This is a genomic window from Prosthecobacter sp., assembly GCF_044226605.1.
Classification (GTDB): domain Bacteria; phylum Verrucomicrobiota; class Verrucomicrobiia; order Verrucomicrobiales; family Verrucomicrobiaceae; genus Prosthecobacter.
Window position 1 is genome coordinate 115,570 of sequence record NZ_JBGAGS010000010.1, and the last position, 19,808, is coordinate 135,377.

At 60.0% G+C, this 19,808-nt stretch carries 21 protein-coding genes; 18 read left to right on the forward strand and 3 right to left on the reverse strand.

Annotation, left to right across the window (positions count from 1 at the left end):
- Window positions 1-36 precede the first annotated feature (36 nt).
- Window positions 37-363 (reverse strand): hypothetical protein, encoded by a 327-nt coding sequence (locus ACILSO_RS15430; protein ID WP_395738324.1) that lies wholly within the window; start codon window positions 361-363, stop codon window positions 37-39.
- Between the two features lie 97 nt (window positions 364-460).
- On the opposite strand from ACILSO_RS15430, the gene ACILSO_RS15435 reads away from it, so the two are divergent.
- The 8 genes from ACILSO_RS15435 to ACILSO_RS15470 all read left to right on the forward strand — a co-directional run bounded on the left by ACILSO_RS15435 (window position 461) and on the right by ACILSO_RS15470 (window position 8,670).
- Window positions 461-1,543, forward strand: a complete 1,083-nt coding sequence (locus ACILSO_RS15435; RefSeq protein WP_395738325.1) for a mannose-1-phosphate guanylyltransferase — start codon at window positions 461-463, stop codon at window positions 1,541-1,543.
- A 54-nt stretch (window positions 1,544-1,597) separates the two neighbouring features.
- Window positions 1,598-2,089: a Holliday junction resolvase RuvX gene (gene ruvX, locus ACILSO_RS15440; protein ID WP_395738326.1), complete on the forward strand. Its 492-nt coding sequence runs from the start codon at window positions 1,598-1,600 to the stop codon at window positions 2,087-2,089.
- On the forward strand, window positions 2,064-2,930 hold the full coding sequence (gene truA / locus ACILSO_RS15445) for a tRNA pseudouridine(38-40) synthase TruA (protein WP_395738327.1): 867 nt from the start codon (window positions 2,064-2,066) through the stop codon (window positions 2,928-2,930). The genes ruvX and truA overlap by 26 nt, the downstream gene beginning before the upstream one ends.
- A gap of 65 nt (window positions 2,931-2,995) precedes the next feature.
- Window positions 2,996-4,015, forward strand: a complete 1,020-nt coding sequence (locus ACILSO_RS15450; RefSeq protein WP_395738328.1) for a hypothetical protein — start codon at window positions 2,996-2,998, stop codon at window positions 4,013-4,015.
- 431 nt (window positions 4,016-4,446) lie between these two features.
- Window positions 4,447-4,689 (forward strand): DUF350 domain-containing protein, encoded by a 243-nt coding sequence (locus ACILSO_RS15455; protein WP_395738329.1) that lies wholly within the window; start codon window positions 4,447-4,449, stop codon window positions 4,687-4,689.
- Window positions 4,690-4,707: 18 nt separating this feature from the next.
- On the forward strand, window positions 4,708-5,340 hold the full coding sequence (locus tag ACILSO_RS15460) for a hypothetical protein (protein WP_395738330.1): 633 nt from the start codon (window positions 4,708-4,710) through the stop codon (window positions 5,338-5,340).
- Window positions 5,341-5,346: 6 nt separating this feature from the next.
- Window positions 5,347-6,462 carry a glutathionylspermidine synthase family protein gene (locus tag ACILSO_RS15465; protein WP_395738331.1) on the forward strand — a complete coding sequence of 372 codons (1,116 nt, stop codon included), beginning with the start codon at window positions 5,347-5,349 and terminating at the stop codon, window positions 6,460-6,462.
- Between the two features lie 600 nt (window positions 6,463-7,062).
- On the forward strand, window positions 7,063-8,670 hold the full coding sequence (locus ACILSO_RS15470) for a peptide chain release factor 3 (RefSeq protein WP_395738332.1): 1,608 nt from the start codon (window positions 7,063-7,065) through the stop codon (window positions 8,668-8,670).
- Between the two features lie 54 nt (window positions 8,671-8,724).
- Here ACILSO_RS15470 and ACILSO_RS15475 read toward each other — a convergent pair whose 3' ends face one another.
- Window positions 8,725-9,036, reverse strand: coding sequence for a hypothetical protein (locus ACILSO_RS15475; protein WP_395738333.1), 312 nt, complete (start codon window positions 9,034-9,036; stop codon window positions 8,725-8,727).
- Between the two features lie 57 nt (window positions 9,037-9,093).
- On the opposite strand from ACILSO_RS15475, the gene ACILSO_RS15480 reads away from it, so the two are divergent.
- The 9 genes from ACILSO_RS15480 (at window position 9,094) to ACILSO_RS15520 (ending at window position 17,350) form a co-directional block, all read left to right on the forward strand.
- A complete protein-coding gene (locus ACILSO_RS15480) occupies window positions 9,094-11,187 on the forward strand; it encodes a hypothetical protein (RefSeq protein ID WP_395738334.1) in 2,094 nt (697 codons plus the stop codon).
- The gene (locus tag ACILSO_RS15485) at window positions 11,177-12,772 is read left to right on the forward strand and encodes a hypothetical protein (protein WP_395738335.1); all 1,596 of its coding nucleotides are present in this window, start codon (window positions 11,177-11,179) and stop codon (window positions 12,770-12,772) included. The genes ACILSO_RS15480 and ACILSO_RS15485 overlap by 11 nt, the downstream gene beginning before the upstream one ends.
- A 45-nt stretch (window positions 12,773-12,817) precedes the next feature.
- Window positions 12,818-13,507, forward strand: coding sequence for an SDR family oxidoreductase (locus tag ACILSO_RS15490; RefSeq protein ID WP_395738336.1), 690 nt, complete (start codon window positions 12,818-12,820; stop codon window positions 13,505-13,507).
- A 176-nt stretch (window positions 13,508-13,683) separates the two neighbouring features.
- A complete protein-coding gene (locus tag ACILSO_RS15495; protein WP_395738337.1) occupies window positions 13,684-14,316 on the forward strand; it encodes a phosphopantothenoylcysteine decarboxylase in 633 nt (210 codons plus the stop codon).
- A 51-nt stretch (window positions 14,317-14,367) separates the two neighbouring features.
- The gene (locus tag ACILSO_RS15500; RefSeq protein ID WP_395738338.1) at window positions 14,368-15,126 is read left to right on the forward strand and encodes an inositol monophosphatase family protein; all 759 of its coding nucleotides are present in this window, start codon (window positions 14,368-14,370) and stop codon (window positions 15,124-15,126) included.
- Between the two features lie 37 nt (window positions 15,127-15,163).
- The gene (locus tag ACILSO_RS15505) at window positions 15,164-15,403 is read left to right on the forward strand and encodes an addiction module protein (RefSeq protein WP_395738339.1); all 240 of its coding nucleotides are present in this window, start codon (window positions 15,164-15,166) and stop codon (window positions 15,401-15,403) included.
- Window positions 15,400-15,702: a type II toxin-antitoxin system RelE/ParE family toxin gene (locus tag ACILSO_RS15510; protein WP_395738340.1), complete on the forward strand. Its 303-nt coding sequence runs from the start codon at window positions 15,400-15,402 to the stop codon at window positions 15,700-15,702. Before ACILSO_RS15505 ends, ACILSO_RS15510 begins: the two co-directional genes overlap by 4 nt.
- Window positions 15,703-15,773: 71 nt before the next feature.
- Window positions 15,774-16,556 (forward strand): ABC transporter ATP-binding protein, encoded by a 783-nt coding sequence (locus ACILSO_RS15515; protein ID WP_395738341.1) that lies wholly within the window; start codon window positions 15,774-15,776, stop codon window positions 16,554-16,556.
- Window positions 16,553-17,350: an ABC transporter permease gene (locus tag ACILSO_RS15520; protein WP_395738342.1), complete on the forward strand. Its 798-nt coding sequence runs from the start codon at window positions 16,553-16,555 to the stop codon at window positions 17,348-17,350. Before ACILSO_RS15515 ends, ACILSO_RS15520 begins: the two co-directional genes overlap by 4 nt.
- A gap of 409 nt (window positions 17,351-17,759) precedes the next feature.
- On the opposite strand, the gene ACILSO_RS15525 is transcribed toward ACILSO_RS15520, so the two are convergent.
- Window positions 17,760-18,776, reverse strand: a complete 1,017-nt coding sequence (locus ACILSO_RS15525; protein WP_395738343.1) for a Gfo/Idh/MocA family protein — start codon at window positions 18,774-18,776, stop codon at window positions 17,760-17,762.
- Window positions 18,777-18,885: 109 nt separating this feature from the next.
- Here ACILSO_RS15525 and ACILSO_RS15530 point away from each other — a divergent pair, with 109 nt between their 5' ends.
- On the forward strand, window positions 18,886-19,668 hold the full coding sequence (locus ACILSO_RS15530; RefSeq protein WP_395738344.1) for a LuxR C-terminal-related transcriptional regulator: 783 nt from the start codon (window positions 18,886-18,888) through the stop codon (window positions 19,666-19,668).
- The last annotated feature ends 140 nt before the right edge of the window (window positions 19,669-19,808 follow it).

The window sequence follows — 19,808 nt, forward strand, 5'->3', positions numbered from 1 at the left end:
TGAATCAAAAAAACGCCTTCAAAAGCCGCCGGCGAATCACCGGCTCTTCGTTCCAAACGACTCCGGCGGGTCAGCAAAAAACTCACCCACATCGCCATCCGGCATGCCGTGATTGCGGATGCCTTCCAGCCTCCGGCGGCTGCCCCTTTCGCTGCCTGGACGATTGGCCGTACGCTGGACGATTTCAGTGATCACCGGGGCCGCGATCGCGGCACTCGCGGCCAGCAAAGTCAGTGCGACCATGTTGGAAGATCCGCGACGCATCCCCCGCCCAAACAAGATGCCCAGCGCACATCCCGCAGCGGCAGGGGCGATCAGTGAAGCATAGGTTTCGTAACCGGGGGCGGAAGTGTTCTCTTGCATGCTTTACCATAACCGTTTCGCGAGAATCACCAAAGAGGAATTTGCCCGCATCCGGCTTTCCTGTTAAGGAAAGCCCGATCACTCCTATCTTTTGCACATGTCCCAAGCCGCATCCAAAAAACGTTACGCCCTCATTCTCGCCGGAGGCAGCGGCCAGCGCTTCTGGCCCATCAGCCGCGATGCCCTGCCCAAGCAGCTCCTCAAGCTCTTCGGAGAAAAAACCCTGCTCGAGCTCACCATCGAGCGCCTGGACGGCTTTGTGCCCAAGGAAAACATCCTCATTTTGACCAACAAGCAGCAGGAGGCTTCCGTTCGCGCCATCGTGAAGGACCTTCCGCCTGAAAACATTGTCGCGGAACCCGAAAAGCGCGATACCGCCCCCGCCATCGCCCTTGCAGTCGGCTGGGTGGTCGCCCGCGAACCCACCGCCACCATGATCGTGCTGCCGGCGGATCATCTCATCAAAGACCACGCCCAGTTCCAGCGCGTGCTTTCCAATGCCGCCCTCGCCGCCGAAAACAGCGGCAGCCTCGTCACCGTGGGCATCACCCCCACCTGGCCCTGCCCCAGCTACGGTTATGTCGAGCGCGGCCGCCGCGCCAGCATCGGCGGTCTGGATGACCTGCCCGTTTGGGAAGTCGCCCGCTTCCGTGAAAAGCCCAATCCCGATCTCGCCGAGCACTTCATCAGCCAGGGCAATTTCCTCTGGAACGCCGGCATGTTCATCTGGACCATTCCCGCCATCTTCAGCGAGCTCAGCCGCCACTGCCCCGTGCTCGCCGATTTCATCTCCGAGCTCCGCGGCTCCAAGGACTTCAGCGCCACCGTCGCCAAGCAGTTCGGCAAACTGCCAAAACTCTCCATCGACTACGCCCTCATGGAACGCGCCTCCCGCGTCCTCAACATCGAGTCCACCTTCGACTGGGACGACGTCGGCAACTGGACCAGCGTCGGCCGCTACCTCAAGACCGATGAGGATGGCAACCAGCACAATTGCGCCCTCTCCCAGCAGGATTCGCTCAACAACATCGTCTTCACCCAGACCGGCCAGCATGTCGCCCTCATCGGCGTGCAGGATCTCATCGTCGTCGCCTCCAAAGATGGCCTCCTCGTTGCCACCCGCAGCAAGGCCGAGAACATCAAAAAGATCGTCGATGGCCTCCCCCAGGAGCTCCGCTAATCCGTCTCTGGCTCTGGTATCCAGCATCTAGAAACCAGCATCTAGCCTCCAGCCATGCCGCGCATCCTCGCCATCGATCACGGCACCGTCCGCATCGGTCTCGCTCTCAGTGACGAGACCGAGATCGTTGCGAGCCCCTTCAAAACCATCGATGCCAACCACGAACCCGAGCGCACCCTCGCTCGGATCGTGCAAGAAAAACACATCGCCAAAATCGTCATCGGCATGCCCTTCCGCATGAGTGGCGAGAAAGGCAGCGCCGCCGAGCGCGTGGAAAAATTCGCCCTCAGCCTCGGCAAAGAGCTGCGGCACGAGGTGCCCATCGAGTTCGTCGATGAGCGCCTCTCCTCCGTCGAAGCCGAGGCCTCCATGTCCCGCGCCGGCATCACCGGAAAAAAGGAGCGCAACGAGATCGTCGATCAACTCGCCGCCGTCGTCATCCTCCAGGAATATTTGAATCAGCAGCGCGGCCCCGCCGGCTTCCTGCTCCCCGACGAGTCATACGAACTCTCATGGACCGATGAGCCGAAGCGACGTCGAAAGTAAGGCCGGTAAAAATCACGGCCCCGAGCCGGGATTCAAACGCCTCCGCTTCACCGTCGCCTACTGCGGCACACCATGGCGCGGCTGGCAGAGCCAGGAAGGCGGCGGCGGCGTGCAGGATGAACTCAACACCGCCATCCGCAAAGCCACCCGCATCGTCACTCACGTGCAGGGCAGCGGCCGCACCGACGCTGGCGTCCACGCCCTCGCGCAATCCGCCCACTGCGATGTCCCCGACACCGTCCGCATGAGCACCGAGGCCTGGGCCCACGCCCTCAATGCTTGCCTCCCCCTCACCATCCGCATCCTCAACGTCGAAGAATGCCCGCCCAGCTTTCACGCCCGCTTTGACGCCATCGGTAAAACCTACCGCTACCGCATCTGGCGCCCCCGCATGCTCTCCCCCTTTGAGGCAGACCGCGCCTGGCATGTCTATGGCCCGCTCAATTTGGACGCCGTTCGCTGGTGCTGCGAAAAGCTCGTCGGCACTCACAACTTCGTCCGCCTCTCCGCCAATCGTGGCGACATGCCCGAAACCGAGCGCCGCCAGCGCACCGAGAAAACCACCCGCACCATCCACCGCGCCGAAATGCGCGAAACCGGCGACCTCATCGAACTCGAATTCTCCGGCGACGGCTTCCTCTACAAAATGGTCCGCCTCATCGTCGGCAGCCTCATGCACGTCGCCCGCGGCCGCGAACCCAAAGAATGGTTCGCCAACCTCCTCACCGACCCCTCCGCCCCCCAAAGCAACCAAACCGCCCCCGCCTGCGGCCTCTACCTGATTGGGGTGGAGTATTCAACGGAGCTTTACCCCTTCCTCTCCGAGTCCAAGCGTGAGTAACGCCCACGAAAAACGGTAAGAGCGTTTTTCGTTTAACGGGTAGCAAATAATGCTAAGTATTCCGTATGGGAATCACTTTTAATCCGCTGAAATCAAACACTCGGCCAAAAAAATCGGTCGCAAGAGTCCTTCTCCGTGCTGCAAAAGGAACCATTAGCAAAAAAGCAATTATCGCTTCCGCGATTAGCGCCGCAATAGGATTGGCCATCGTAGTGAAGGCGCACTTTGAAGATATTATTTCATACCTAATAAGCATCCCAGCAGAGAATATCGGCTACACCTTTGTATTGGTCCCATTCACCCTCATCTTTTTTATTGTATATTTTAGAATGTTGCGGAATATGATTCGCCGTAAACCGTATGGTGATGATTCAGATGACTTTTTATCTGTAGATAGACGCTCAGCGAATCGCCGGAATAAGGAATCTTTTACTCCTCAGGAAATCTTCGCTATCATAAAGTCAGAAGGTCGGCAAGAACATCTTAGCCAAGACAAAATTCGTGAAATTGTCGAACAAACACTAACAGCCCGGGAAAAGAATCAACCAAATAACCCTGCAACTTTTACAAGTTATTTTACTTCAATTGTCGAAACGCTAGAAGCTAAAGCAGATGCAGCCGATGAAAAGGCCTCAATACTTCTAAATAAAGGAACGTCTTATTCAAAGTGGGGTATAGCCTTTTTTATTGTATCTATCGCGACATGGCAAGTGTTGGCGTGGGCCAACCAATTTCAAAATCAATTTCTCTATGGTATTATTTCATGTTCGATATTATTCGCTTTCATAGAATTTCTTAGCGCCTGGTTTCTGCGCCAATATCGGCATTTTGTAGATACGTCTACTTATCTGCTTCGCGTCAAATCTATTTTAGATCGCTATCTTCTAACTTATCTTGCAGCAAAAGAACAGGCCAAGGTGGATGGTTCAATTGATGGCAAAGCGTTTACCGCGTTGAATGCTCTTTTGAAAGAGCCAATTAAATGGCCTGAAACTGAGCTTTTTGATAAGGCTAATACAAACTTCGCCAAAGATGCTGCGGAATCCATTACTTTCCTTGCCAAGGAACTCAAAGATAAAAAATAGCATCAATCCTACTCTTGGGGGCCATTAGTTGAGGGATTAGTATACCATCTATGCACACTTCACACTGACGGCATGTGTGACCACTTCGAAAAACCCTTTTTCAGCCCCGAACACCGCTGGAAAAGCAGCGCAAAACACAGCGCGTTGATCAATGCCGCCTCTCACTGGCTCGTCACTTCAAAAATCGATTGCTCATCAATCGTCAATCACGCACTCCCAAAGCGCTTATGGGCCAAAGCATTGGCGATCGTCCTCGCAGACTGGCCACCTGCTCATACCACAAGATACCAAACCATCTGCCCGCTCGCATCCCCCTCCCAGACAAAAATCCCTCCGCCTTGTAATTTATCTTTCCCCCACCCGCGCTCATTTTATAGGCTCACCCCTCACCCTCTCTTCAGCCATCCCCTGCCAATCCCAAGACCACACTCATGCCCTCCCTCCCACACCTCCCCCTCGCCGAATACTCCATCCAGCACGGCCTTGAGCTCTTCCTCATCTTCGGCCTCGCAGGCATCCTCATGACCATCGTGGGCTACAAGCTCTTCGACAAGCTCACCCCCGGCGATCTCCACGGTGAAATCTTCGAAAAGAAAAACATCGCCGCCGCCATCCTCGCCGGCAGCGTCATCATCGGCGTGTCGCTGATCCTCGCTGCTGCGATGAGCAGCTAGGCATTTCCCGCCTCGATCATGAAACGAAGCAACGTCATCATCCTGACGCTCGCAGGAGTGAGCCTGGCTGCCACCCGCTGTCATCGCACACCCTCTGCCGGGCCTGTGAATGTCCACAGCACCGCAGTCCTGCCACCCAGCTCTCTGAGCCCGGCCATGCGTGCCGCCCTGCCTGCCTTTGCGGCAGGATATGACACTTCATACCAGTCCCCGCCGCACAACGCCTACGACCCCCAGCTCGGCTACTACCATCAGCCCTGCTCCGGTTGGTTCCCCTACCCCTACGATCATTACGACTCACGCTGGGGCTACTACCGCTGCGGCAGATGGTCCCGCTATCACAGCACCCAGGCCTACTCATCTTCGTCCTCCTACTATCGCATCGGCCCTACATTTTCAGGCACGTCAGCACCCCTGGCTTCTTCCCCTCCAAATAGCACCACCAGGCCGAGCACCTCGACCCCGGCCCTAAGCGACTACACACTCCAGCCCGCCGGAGCGCCCATCCACAGTGGCGTCCCACAAAACCAGGCCACCGCCACGCGTGCAGCCTTCGCTCCCTCCTCCCGTTACTCCTCGCACTCAGGCACCTCCAGCCGCGGCGGCTTCGGCCATACCGGATACTCCTCGGGCCACTTCTCCGGCTCCTGATCTCCTGTGAAACGCATCACCCAAAGTCCCCGCGCCGACTGGCAGGCCCAGGTGGAATCCCTCGGCCTCACTTACCACACCATCGACGGCCAGCTCTACTGGGACGAGTCCGCCCACTACCGCTTCAGCACCCGCGACATCGAAACGCTGGAGAAATCCACCGCCGAACTCCAGCGCATTAGCATCGAGGCCGCCGAGCGCGCCATCCGCGATAACTGGCGCGAGCGCCTCGCCATCTCCCCCGCAGCCTGGCAGGAAATCATTCAATCCTGGGAGCGCGACGACCTCTCCCTCTACGGCCGCTTTGATCTCATGTGGGACGGCACCGGCACCCCCAAGCTCCTCGAATACAACGCCGACACCCCCACCGGCCTGCTCGAAGCCGCCGTCGTGCAATGGCAGTGGCTCCAGCAAACCCGCCCAAACGCCGACCAGTTCAATTCCATCCACGAGCAGCTTCTCGCCTCCTGGCCCTCATGGCCGCAGAAACAAATCCACTTCTGCGCCCAGCGCGATGCCGAGGAAGACTGGCGCACCCTCCTCTACCTCATCGACACCTGCCAGCAGTCCGGCAAACGCACCGTCGATCTCGCCGTCGAAGACATCGGCTGGAACGAGCGCATGCAAAACTTCGTGGACCACCAGGACCACCCGATGGACCTCCTCTTCAAGCTCTACCCTTGGGAATGGATGTGGCAGGAAGACTTCTCCATCCACCTCCCCGGCAGATGCCAGCGCTTCCTCGAGCCCGTCTGGAAAATGCTCTGGAGCAACAAAGCCTTCCTCGTCCTCCTCTGGGAGATGTTTGAAGGCCACCCCAATCTCCTCCGCGCCTCCTTCAGTCCGGACGGCATGCCCAGCCACGTCGAAAAACCTTTCTTCGGCCGTGAAGGCACCAACGTCCGCCTCATCCGCAACAACGACCTCCTGGAAAGCAGCGACGGCCCCTGGCAGTCCCAGCCCAAAGCCTATCAAGAGCTCCACCCCGAAGTCTCCTTCGACGGCAACCACCCCGTCATCGGCTCCTGGATCATCGGCGGCACCCCCGCCGGCATCGGCATCCGCGAAGACACCTCCCTCATCACCGCCAACTCCAGCCGCTTCGTCCCCCACTGGTTTTAGAAAAGCACGCCACTTCAAAAATCAAAAATCGATTGCTCATCAATCGCCAATCACGCCCGCCCAAGTCGCTCACCATCTCTGGAATTGACCATCTTTCCTTCGCAGTGCTGAACGGAAAACAAATCGGCAATCGTTCTCCCCACACCTTGTCGACAGCATCAGGGCTTACGCATAAACAGCGCCCAAGTATCTAGCTGTCACGGAGCGCCGCGTCCTTTCGGTCCTTTCGCATGAGCCTTCGCCTTCGCTGCCCCTTCATGCGTAAGCCCTGCGCCAACATCTCCGAGCACCAACGGTGCGGCCTATCGCAGCCCTGGGCAGAGCGAGCCTCGGCGAGCGCCGCCCAGGGTTTTCCGCCAACAACTCCGGAAAGCAAACCCAGCGCTTCTCACTCACACAACGGGTCCCAGCAGCGTCTGCAAATCGCCCCGCCACACGCCTGCCTCCATCGCTCTCCTCAACCCCACCACCCCCTCACACCCGGCGCTCCCCAAACAATCGTTCAGCCACCGTCAACAACTGTCAACCACCGTAAACTTCCCCTTCCCCTCATTCCTCATTTGAACCCCCCACCTCCCTGAGGCATGTAAACCGCCCCTCATGCCCCACGAAGCCCAAATCGCCCGCCGTCGCTCCTTCGCGATCATCTCGCACCCGGACGCCGGTAAAACGACGCTCACCGAAAAGCTCCTGCTCTACGGCGGCGCCGTCGCGCTCGCAGGCTCCGTCACCGCCCGCAAAAACCAGCGCGCCACCACCTCAGACTGGATGGAGCTGGAAAAGCAGCGCGGCATCTCCGTCAGCTCCACCGTCCTCCAGTTTGAGTACAAGGACAGCGTCGTAAACCTCCTCGACACCCCCGGTCACAAGGACTTCTCTGAGGACACCTACCGCGTGCTCACCGCCGTGGACGCCGCCATCATGGTCATCGACGCCGGCAAGGGTATCGAGGCCCAGACCCGCAAGCTCTTCGAAGTTTGCCGCCGCCGTGGCGTGCCCATCTTCACCTTCATGAACAAGCTCGACCGCCCCGCGCGCGAGCCCCTCACCCTTCTCGACGAACTCGAAACCGTCCTCGGCATCGGTGCCTGCGCCATCAACTGGCCCCTCGGCCTCGGCCAGCAGTTCCGTGGCGTCTATGATCGCCGCAAAAAGGACGTCCATCTCTTCGAGCGTACCGTCCACGGCGCCTACCGCGCCCCCGAAAAAGTCGGCGGTCTCGATGACGACTTCGTCGCCCAGCACACCGTCCCCGAAGCACTCGAACAGGCCAAGATGGAACTCGAGATGCTCGACGGCGCCGGCCACGCCTACGACCGCACCAAAATCGATCGCGGTGAACTCACCCCCGTCTTCTTCGGCAGCGCCAGCAACAACTTCGGCGTGCAGATGCTGCTCGACGGCTTCCTCGAGCTCGCCCCGCCGCCCGAGCCCCGCATGGCCGCCGATGGCCGCGTCATCGAGCCCACTGCCGAAGGCTTCTCCGGCTTCGTCTTCAAGATCCAGGCCAACATGGATCCCCGCCACCGCGACCGCATGAGCTTCGTGCGCATCGTCAGTGGCAAGTTCGAGCGCGACATGCAGGTCACCCACACCCGCACCGGCAAGCTCGTCCGCCTCGCCAACTCCCAAAAGCTCTTCGCCCAGGATCGCGAAACCGTAAACGAAGCCTACGCAGGCGACGTCGTCGGCATCGTCGGCAATCACGGCTTCGGCATTGGCGACACCCTCGCCGCCGATCCCAAGCTCAAGTTCGACGAAATACCCCGCTTCGCACCCGAAGTCTTCGCCTACCTGCACAACCCCAGCACCGCGCACTACAAGCGCTTCCGCGACGGCCTCGAGCAGCTCCTCAGCGAAGGCGTCGTGCAGCAGTTCATCCAGCCTCACGCCGGTCAGCGCGTGCCGCTCCTCGGAGCCGTCGGCCCCCTCCAGTTTGAAGTCGTGCAGTTCCGTCTCGAAAGCGAATACAACGCCCAGAGCCGCCTCGAAAACGCCCCTTACACCGTCCTCCGCTGGGTCCGCACCAAAGACGGCGGCTCCATCGAAGACTTCGACATCCCCGGCGGCGTCACCACCGCCCAGGACAGCGCCGACCGCTGGGTCGTCTTCTTCTCCGACCAGTGGGCCATCAACTACTTCGAACGCCGCAACCCCAACGCCGAACTCTCCACCATTCCTTGGGATGAGGTGGAGAAGGCGGCATAAAAAACTTGGCCGCCTGCGCCACCATCGCCTATTAGGCTTTCAGTGCATGCACCGTTAGATGTCATTATCCGCCATTCTTGGGAAAAGGCCTTTTTCACCACCTACACCCTGAGTCTGGCATTCTTCGAAAGCCAGCTCAAGGGATCGATGTTGCGGAACGGTTGCCGCGAGCTTTGGATCATCACCGATACGGACGGCTACGAGCGCAGCCTGGATGAACGGCAGGCAAATGCTGTCGGCATTGAATACCGCGTGGTGCCTGTGGCGATGGAACATGGCGTGTTTCATCCAAAGCTGACCTACCTTGTGGGAGCCCATGAGCACGTCTTGGTGATTGGCAGCGGCAATCTGACCTTCTGCGGGCACGGCAGAAACGTGGAAGTGGCCGAAGTCATCTCCTCAAAACAATATCCGCGTGTCTTCATGGATCTGGCAGACGCCCTGGAGGCCTTGGAGCAACGCCGAGATTTCATCAATCCAGACCCCACATGGCTGGTCATCATGCGCGAGCATGCTCGTGATGCCGGCAGAGGAGCCGACCGCGCCGAGTCGCCGCGTCTGTGGCACAGCATCACGAACAGTTTAGCCACTCAAATCAAGGATGCGGCGCTGGCAGCAGGGGGTGCCTCCGCGATTCGCTCCCTTTCGCCCTTCCACGACACAGATGGCGGGGTACTGAGGCGGATGGCCCATGAGGTTGGGGCCGCCAGCCTGACGATTGGCCTGCTGCCTGAAAAACATGAGGAAACCACCTTCCCATTCAACTCGGGCAAGCGTGCCGCGGTCAAAATCATGGCGGCGGAAATCAGCACCGGCGACGAAGATGAGGATTTCATGCTGAGCGACCCTTCGCGCCGTCTGCATGCTAAATGGCTTGAGCTTGATTTACGGGATGACACACGCCTGATGATCACCGGAAGCGTCAACGCGACGACCAAAAGCCTGGAGACCACAGACAACATTGAAGTGGCGCTGATGCGCCGGCCCGGCCACCGGTCCCCGCCCGCGTTGAGGTGGAAAAAAGTGACGGCTCCTGAAACTCACAAGAGACAGGATTTTCGTGGGGCAGGCCTGCGTGGCCGCGCCTTTGTTCACGCCAGGCTGTCCAAAGATGTGCTCAGCGGCCAGATGTTGGGCCGAGGCGTGCTTGCAGGAAGCTGGCAAGTCGCTCTGGAGGATTCCGGGGGCAGCGTGAAGGATTTTATCCTGGAGGTGGACGAGAAGGGGGCCTTTTCGAAACGCCTCGCCGACTTGGGCCAGTTCGGCGCGTCGGCCACCCTTCAGCTCACCATGCATCTCGAAGACAGGACGGCCTGCGGGTGGGTGAGCGTGGAGATGTACCTCAACATGGCCCGGACCGGGCTGATGTCAGTAGGCACCCTGCTTCGCCACCTCAACGGCCAGGCCACCTTTGAGGATGACATTGTGCTGCTGAATTTCATCATGGAAAGCGCCATGCGCCACCTGCACGGCCTGGAGGAAGCACCCGCGACAGCTGATAACCCCAAGACTCCCAAGGCATCCGGCCCAGTCAACACCAGCCTGATTGATCTGGAACGGCTCGCAACGGTCAGCCGGGACCAGTCCTTGAACGAAACCCGCAGTAACTCAGCATCCACCACACAGCTCTCACACCTAATTGATGAGCTGAGAAAACGCCTGCGCCTGAGGCTCTCCCAAGAAACGGCCAACCATGCCACGGAAACGGAGGACGAAAGTGACGGCGGCATCGAGGACACGGAAAAAGGCGACAGCCGCGTGACGGAGGCCTTGGATCGTTTTGAAGCCATGATCCGCGATTCGCTTCGCGGCGGCAGCCCGAAGCAAAGGACTATCGCACTGATGATGTGGCGGGAGGTCAGGCTGGCGATGATGCTGGATCATGCGCGCGACCCGGGGACGATTGAGGCTTTCCTGCGACGCTGGCTGAATGCCGCCTGCCGCAACGCGCCGAAACCCGCCAGCGCGGCCCCCACACAGCTGGACCGCCACATTTTTTCGACGGCAGCCTTTCTGGCGGCGGGACGACGCAGGAATGCTGGCGTGGTCCTGCAAGCCCTGCACGAGGAGATCCAGACGTACATGGAGGGTGAACCCCGTCTCGATTTCATCGAAGCTGCCTTGGCCGAGGGCATCGAACCGGCTCTCCGGCAGCTGTTTCCAAAGCAAGCGGCCGGCATGCAGGAGGCAATACTGGAGATCCTCTGCACGCCTTCCTTGGGCGAGCAGATTCAGAATGCGTGCGCCTGGCTTGGCGGTAGAGGTTCGCAGCCGGACAAACGGCTGGCCCTGTTTCAAACACAAACTGGAGAGCTGCTGGCAAGAGCGCTCGACACGCCGGAGATGGTGCGGTTCACCTTGCGGAAAGATGAGCGCGAGGCCTGCCCGCATTGCCACCAAAGACTGAGCCATGCTGGCCTGAGTGAGCTCAACTATCATCGTCTCAGCCAGTGTGGCAATGAACGATGCCAGCGGTTTATCTTTGACCCCAGACTGCCAGAGCCCCATGCCGACTGATCTCAGCATCTACGGCGACGCGCCTTTTTTCGTCAGCCCTTCGGCCTCCATCGCCCGTGGCCTGGACCATCTGGGCATGGCGCAGGATAACTTCAATCTGATGGACGCCTGCATTCCGGGCATCAGCAATGCCACCCGCCATGTGCGGCCCTACAGCCTTATGTGTTGGGCATCTTGGTATTCGCGCGAGGCATGGAAGGCGCGCAACAGGCGGCCCACGACGGCTGACATGCTGCGGTTTCGCGAAAAAACGGAAAGCCTCTTCCTGTGGGGACACAAGCTTCACGACGCCACCCTGCACATGCCAGGCTCCGATGCCAAGGTGCCCAAGGCGGGCCCGGGGGGAAGGGTGATGCTGGACTTCAAGTCTTGGAACCGCAGCCCCGGGAACACGAGCTACCTCGCCGCCGTGCAGTACCGCCCCTCGCTGACCACAGGCCTAGGTCTGCTGGCGCGGGAAGGACCCGATCTCTTCAAGCCCACCGACACAGGCGAGGATCTGGCCATGGCGTTGCATGCCGAACTTAGCAGATGCACCTCCTTTGATTTGCTGTGTGATGCCGACGCGATCAAAGCGACCCCCAAGGAAGCAGAGGCTGCCTACGAAGTCTGGAACGTCAAAGAAACCTCCAAGGCCGAGGCCTGCTTGTTCCGCTCGGTGTTGTATGAAGAAAACTCGGTGCCGGCCGCCGCAGATTTGGAGCAGGTGAATCCGCTGGCAAGACGCAGCGCCTTCGTGCGGCTGGTGATCGATGCCTTGACACAGGCAAGGCAGCCGCTCGATGCCGCGACGTTGCGGGAACTGCTGGCGTTTGGCCGGCTTTCAAACGGCTCCCCTTTGCGCCTGGAGGCGGGCCCCAGGGCGCAGTCGCAACGCTGGCGGCTACTCCAGATGCGCCAGGCCCAGCGCCAGGCAGTCGAGTCCCTGCTCGCGTGGATTGAACGGATGCTGATTGATGAACAGATCTGTGAACCAAATGATCTCTGGCGGCGCGCGGCTGAGGAGATCGAGATGGATGGCTGCGTGGAAGAAGCTGTAACGGCCTGCCTGCCTGCCCAATGCCGCTCCTTTGAGGACTACAGCCAGTGGTTGCAGCAGGGCGAGGACGAGCACCTGTCCATCATCGCGGAAACCTACGTCTTGGGCCACGCTACCCGAGCAGGAGAACAGACGGTGAACGACTGCCTAGGGCTGTTGTTCAAACTGGAACGGATGCTGTCATGGATCACCCCGGACAGCTTTCTGAGCCAGGAACTTGCGCGATATAGCACCGCTCACAGAGTGCCCTTTGCCAAGTGGCGGAACTTGGTGCGAAGATTCGGGCAGCGCTCCCCTGCTGAGCTGGCCGAGCAGTTGCTAAAGCAGTGTGTGCTAAGCCAGCACTTTGCCATCGCGACACAGCGCAACGAGGAGGGCAAGCCGCGGCTACGCATCAGTGTCGAAGAAGAGGGCTTCCGGGCGTTGGTTGATCGTTCCTGGGCACCCCAGCCCACCCCCGACCGGCTGGAGGCGCTGCTTTCCTTGATGCAAAGCTGCCATTTACTTCGTGAGCGCGACCTATCCTATAGCCCCGCAAAGCTTTGAATGGTCACGATGGCCTTGATCCTGCATCCTCATCACTATCTTCGCATGAACCCCAAAACCGTCGTCATCACCGGCTGCACCCGCGGACTTGGCCGCGCCATGGTCCCCCTCTTCATCAAAGCCGGCTGGACCGTCATCGGCTGCGGCCGCAACACCGCCCAGATCGCCGAACTCTCCCGCACGTTCCCATCTCCCCACCTCTTCCAAACCTGCGACGTCTCCAGCGAGTCCGACATCGCCGCCTTCTGCGCCGCCCTCCTCAAGCACTCCGGCGCACCCGACCTCGTCCTCAACAACGCCGCCATCATCAACCCCAACGCCCCCCTTTGGGAAACCAGCGCCGAGGACTTCAGCCGCATCATCGACATCAACATCAAAGGCCCCGCCGCCATGATGCGCCACCTCCTACCCGCCATGCTCAAGCGCGGCAGCGGCGTCATCGTCAACTTCTCCTCCGGCTGGGGCCGCTGCACCGCCTCAGACGTCGCCCCTTACTGCGCCACCAAGTACGCCATCGAAGGCCTTTCCATGGCCACCGCCCAGGACACCGGCGGCAAAGTCGCCGTCATCCCCATGAACCCCGGCATCATCGACACCGACATGCTCCGCAGCACCTTCGGCTCCACCGCCGGCGACTTCCCCAATGCCGAAGCCTGGGCCCGCCGCGCCGTCCCCTACTTCATCAAACTCGGCCCCAAAGATAACGGCAAACCCCTCACCGTCCCCGGCGGCTAAACACCCACCCAATCTTCCTCCTCCCCTCAAGTCTGGAGACCCAAAGCGCCTTCTCATCACCGCAGGCCCAGCACAAGAACTCTCCAGTCCCGCGCACCTCCTCCCAACGAACCCAACGCCGTATTGTAGTACCGGCTTTAGCCGGTCTGGTCTCATCTCTGTTTCAAACACTCCCCATGCGCCTCCTCATCACCGCCGGCCCCACCCGCGAGCCCATCGACCCCGTGCGCTTCCTCTCGAACCGCTCCTCCGGTCGCATGGGCTACGCCCTCGCCGCAGCCGCCCACGCCGCCGGCCACGAAGTCCTCCTCATCTCCGGCCCCGTCGTCATCCCCGCACCCTCCGGCGTCCAGCTCATCCGCATCGAGACCGCCCGCGAAATGTACGACGCCGTCCGCACTCATCTCCCCGGCTGCACCGCCGCCATCTTCAGCGCCGCCGTCGCCGACTACCGCCCCGCCCAGGCCGCCACCCAAAAAATCAAAAAGTCCGCCACCACCCTCACGCTCGAACTCGAGCGCACCGAAGACATCCTCGGCTCCGTCCGCTCCACCTTCGGCTTCACCGGCTTCCTCGTCGGCTTCGCCGCAGAAACCGAGAACCTCATCCCCCACGCCCAGGACAAGCTCCAGCGCAAAGGCTGCGACCTCATCGTCGCCAACGACGTATCCCAATCCGGCATCGGGTTTGACAGCACAGAAAACGAAGTCACCCTCTGCCTCCCCGGCGGTCACACGATTCCCCTCCCCAGGCAGTCGAAAACCTCCATCGCAGATGAATTGATCCAGTTCATTTCATCCAGAATCTAGCTTGCCCTTCGTAGCTTCAGCGAAGAATGGGCATCCAGTATCCAGCATCCAGTGAAAGAACTCCTCGCCACCGCCACCGAAGCCGCCCACGCCGCCGGCAAACTCATCACCGAAAACTTCGGCTCCGAACTCACCGTCAACGAAATGCAGCGGCACGACATCAAGCTCGAGCTTGATGTCCGCAGCCAGAAGCTCATCACCGACATGATCCTCGCCCGCTTCCCCGACCACGCCATCCTCGGCGAGGAAGGCGGCGAAACCGGCGGCAATGGCGACGTCGAATGGATCGTCGATCCCATCGACGGCACCGTGAACTACTTCTTCGGCATCCCCCACTTCTGCGTCTCCATCGCCGCCCGCAAACGCGAATCCAAAGAACTCCTCATCGGCGTCATCTTCGACCCCATGCAGAACGAGACCTGGACCGTCATCCGCGGCGAAAAAGCCCAGCTCAATGGCAAGCCCATCGCCGTCAGCAATCGCGCCGAAATGGCCGAAGCCGTCGTCACCGTCGGCTTCTCCAAGAGCAAGGAAGCCCTCGACCTCGGCTTCGAGCGCTACAAGCGCATCGCCTACGAAGTCCGCAAAACCCGCATGCTCGGCAGCGCCGCCCTCGCCATGGCCTACATCGCCACCGGCCGTCTCGATGCCTACGTCGAAGAGCAGATCAGCCTCTGGGACATCGCCGCCGGCCAGCTCATGGTCGAAATGGGAGGCGGCAAAGTCATGCTCAAGCCCAGCACCACCAAGCCTGGCACCATGTTCATCTGCGCCTCCAACGGCAAGCTTCCCATCGAGGAGTATCTGTAAACCTTGTTTTTTCGTCAGCTAGAACTAAGCTCACCACATGATTGCCACTTTGGACACGGTGCTCGCGGAGGCGCTGTCTTTGTCAGAAGACAGCAGACTTCAGTTGGTGGAGAGCTTGATCCCCACCATCCAGATCACCCCCGATCTGGAAGCGGAGCAAATCCAGGAAGTGCGTCATCGCATCGATGACGTCCGCAGCGGGCGTTTGAGCACCATTCCTGGCGAGCAGGTTTTTCGTGAGATTCAGCAGTCTCTCGCCGAGCGCCGTTCAGCATGACGTTTGATTTTCATCCAGACGCTCGCAGCGAATTTCAAGAAGCTGCCCACTGGTATGAAGACCGCAGCATCTTTGCTGGAGACAGGTTTGTTAAAGCGGTGCGGCAGTCGATTGAGCAAATCATGCTCGATCCCTCGCGGTATCAAAAGCTCGAAGATGGCATTCATGTCTTCCGGCTCAAGGTGTTCCCATACCGCTTGTACTACACACACGAGGAACACATAGGCCTCATCCGGATTTTTGCTGTGATGCACGAGAAGAGAAAACCAGATTATTGGCGCCATCGTCTCGATGGCTGATTCCACTCCCAAGGTTTTCACCTTTTCCAGCATGACAATCACCTCACCCCCTGCGAACTAACCCACCGCGCATGTCCACCTCCCCCGCCCCCCGCGAAGTCATCCTCGAAGCCCGCGAGCTCACCCGTGAGTTCGATGGCGTCAAGGCGCTCGACCGCTTCAGCTTCCAGCTTCATCGCGGCGAGGTCCTCGGCCTCCTCGGTGCCAATGGCGCCGGCAAGACCACGGCCATGAACTGCCTCCTCGGCCTCACTCTGCCGACCTCCGGCGAGCTGAATGCCTTCGGCGTCCCACTCCACGCCAATCGCATCAGCATCCTTCAGCGCTCCAATTTCTCCTCCGCCTACACCGCCCTCCCCGGCAATCTCCTCGTCTGGCAAAACCTCAGCGTCTTCGCCGGCATTTACGGCGTCCCAAATCCGAAGAAAAAAATCGCCGAGCTGATGGAGCTTCTCGAAATCTCCCACCTCAGCAAACGCGTCACCGGCCAGCTCTCCGCCGGCGAATCCACCCGCGTCAATCTCGTCAAAGCCTTCCTCAACGACCCCGAGCTTCTGATGCTCGACGAGCCAACCGCCAGCCTCGACCCCGACATCGCCGACAAAGTCCGCAAAGTCATCCGCAAGGTCCAGCGCGAGCGCAGCATCGCCATTCTCTACACCTCTCACAACATGCGCGACATTGAGGAAGTCTGCGACCGCGTCATCTTCCTCCACAAAGGCAAGATCGTCTGCGAAGGCACCCCTTCCGACATCGTCGCCCAGTCCAGCAGCGACAACCTCGAAGACGTCTTCATCAAAATCGCCCGCGACGGCGAAATCCTCGACGAACCCAAGAAAGACCCCGCCCCATGAATCTCCGCATCATCAGCGCCCTCGTCATGCGCTACCTCTTCCTCTACTCCCGCACCCCCATGCGCCTTGTGGAGCTCATCTTCTGGCCTCTCGTCGATCTCGTCGTCTGGGGAAACGTCACCGTCTTCATCCAGAAAAACAGCGACGCCAAATTCGGCGAGTTCATCCTCTTCTTCCTCGGCGCCATGATCCTTTGGGACATCCTCTTCCGCGCCCAGCAGGGAGTCGCCATCTCATTCCTCGAAGACGTCTGGACCCGCAATCTCCTCAATGTCTTCGTCGCCCCCGTCCGCACCGCGGAATATCTCGGTGCCACCTTCGTCGTCGGCTTCCTGCGCATCCTCGTCACCTGCTGCGTCATGAGCCTCGTCTCCTACGTCGGCTACTCCTTCAACATCTTTCAGCTTCAGTGGTGGCTCATCCCCTTCTTCCTCAATCTCATGGTCTTCGGCTGGGCGCTCGGCATGATCTCCACCGCGCTCATTCTGCGCTGGGGCCAGGCCGCCGAATCCCTCGCCTGGGCCGTCCCCTTCTTCATTCAGCCCGCCGTCTGCGTCTTCTATCCCGTCAAAGACATGCCCGCCTGGGCCCAGCCCATCTCCTGGTGCTTCCCCGCCACCCCCATCTTTGAAGGCATGCGCGAAGTCATGAAAACCGGCGTCCTCAACTGGAACCACCTCTGGCTCGCCGCCGGCCTCAACCTCATCTACCTCACCCTCGCCGGCTGGCTCTTCGTCTGGGTCCTCAACATCACCCGCCAGCGCGGCCTCCTCACCAAGTTCGCGACTCAGTAAAAGTGATGCGGGCACTCCTGCCCGCACCAGAACTCCCGCAAACACCCGCCGACTCACTCCTAGTAATGGGGTATTCCTGCCCCCCTGCTGCAACGCCGGACCAGCACCCCATTTGGAGTGCGGTCGCGTAGTGAGGCACGAACGGAGCTACCGCTTTCGCCGTGCAGCACTGCGCACAAAGACCACCGAATTTCCGAAAGCGGCAGCCAGCACACTCTCGCAGGCCCCACCAGCACTCGCACACCCCAGCCCCACCGAGAACCCGCGCCAGCGTCCCCGGAGTGCGGCGCTTCAGCGCCGCTTTCGCACCACCCCCAGCTCTCTCCATCTTCCTCCCGTCCCACGCACCTCACACCCCTCTCAAAAGCCGGAACAACCGCCAACAACCGTAAACCATCGTCAACTCCCCTCACCCCTCCCACACCCCCGACGCACGCATCACCGTCTCATGCACGCTGATGTCATGCGCCGCATCCCACGCCAGCTTCTTCTCCCCGCGCACCACCTTCGCCAGATCCGTAAACTCCCCCGCATACCGGTCCTTCGGCACCTCCAGTTGAAACGACTGCGTCCCCTTCTTGTAGCTCCCCTTCGCCGTCGTCAGCGACAGATTCACCTTCCCGCTTTCCATCGGCACGATCTCAAACGTCCCCTCCGTCCCCGTCACATTAAATCTCCGTCGCGGCCCGCCAAACGGATCCACATGATTCACGCGCACCACTGCCGTTGCCTTCGCATACTGCAGCACCGCCATCTGGTTGTCCTTCACGCCATCATCCCGCGTCGGCGTTGAAAAAGCCGTCACCCCCTGCGGCTTGCCCAGGATCGTCGTCACCGCATCGATCATGTGACAGCCCAGCTCAAAAAGCCCTCCGCCCGGCAGCGCTCCCAAAATCCCACGCTGCTTCGCATCCCCCAGCTTCCCCATCGCCGCATCGATCTCCGTGATCTCCCCCAGCCACCCCCCGCGCACCGCCTGAAACAGCAGCTCAAACGCCGGATTGTATCGCAGCATATACCCCATCTGCACCGTCAGCCCCCGCTTCTCCGCCTCCAGTCGCATCGCCTTAAACTCCGCATGCTTCAGCGCCCCCGGCTTGTCCAGATGCACATGCTTCCCAGCCTGAATGCACCGCAGCGCAGTCGCACAAGAATCCGTCATCCGCGTCTCCACCGCCACCGCCTTCAGATCCGGCGTCCCCAGCAGTTTCTCTTCCGTCAGTAGTGGCACACCTTCATACCCCTTCTCCGCCACGACCCCCACCACCTCCCAAAGCTCCGTCAAAGACCGCATCGCCTCCATCTTCCCCGCCGCATGCGCATGCTCCGTCCCAATCTGCCCAATCTTCAGCCTCCCACCGCCACCAGCCGCAGAGGCAAAAGCAGTCGAACCACAGGCAAGAATAAAAGCGCGTCGTTTCATCATAGGCCCACTCAAACGACGCCAAATGGCCGTTCCTCACATCATGGTGCGCTTAAGACAGCTTTGCTTCCGTTTGACGGCGAAAGCTTAATCATGATCTTGCTGAATCACCATGAGCCGAGCAATTAAACAGGACATTGTCGCACTGCTGGAATCCTTGGAGATTTTGCACGATTTTTCAGCCGAACCTTTCGCCCAGCGGCTGCTTCGGGCCTGCACTCAGCTCATGCCTGAGACCTGCCACACCTTCGAACTGTGGGACCAGAAAACAAAAGAACATCAGGGGGCGCTCAATGTCCCCTACGATCCCAAGGACATGGAAGAGCGCTTCCGCTTGATGGGTGAGCTGGTGCCCAGGGAGCACCCTGTTTTGCCTCATTTCGCAGCGGGCTTCACGGGGCCTCTTCGGATCTCCGATTTCCTTACGCAGCGGCAGCTCCGAAAGCTCGACATGTATGATGTGATATTTAAACCGGCGGAAGTTTGTCATCAGGTGTCCATGCCCTTGAAAAATGATACTCATCTGGGCGGTTTCACCTTCAGCCGCGGAGGCAGGCGTGAATTCTCCGACCACGAGTTGAAACTGTTGTCCTTGTTCGGACGCCAGGTCGCCCTCGCCCACCAGAATGACCAGATTCTTCTCGCTGCAAACTTCCGGCAACGCGCAGTGTCTCAGACGGATTTCACCTCACTGCGCCGCCTCGGCTTGACCCGGCGCGAATGCGAAGTTCTCACTTGGATGGCGGAAGGAAAACGTGACCGAGAAATCGCCGTCATTCTTGGAATGAGTATCAGAACAGCGGAGCACCATGCTCGCAGGATCTTGGGAAAACTGTCTGTTGAAACTCGCACAGCTGCAGTGGCTGAGGCAAGGCGGCGCATGGGTCGTGATTGAGCTGAGGCCTCTTTCTGCCTCCTTGATTCTTTAACCCGGAGACCTGCCGCACCGGTCTTCGTGTGGGCATGTCCGTATTCCTACCTATCGCAAAAAGGCTCGTGAGCGCCTAGTGGGGTGAACACCGCCGCCCGTCCACA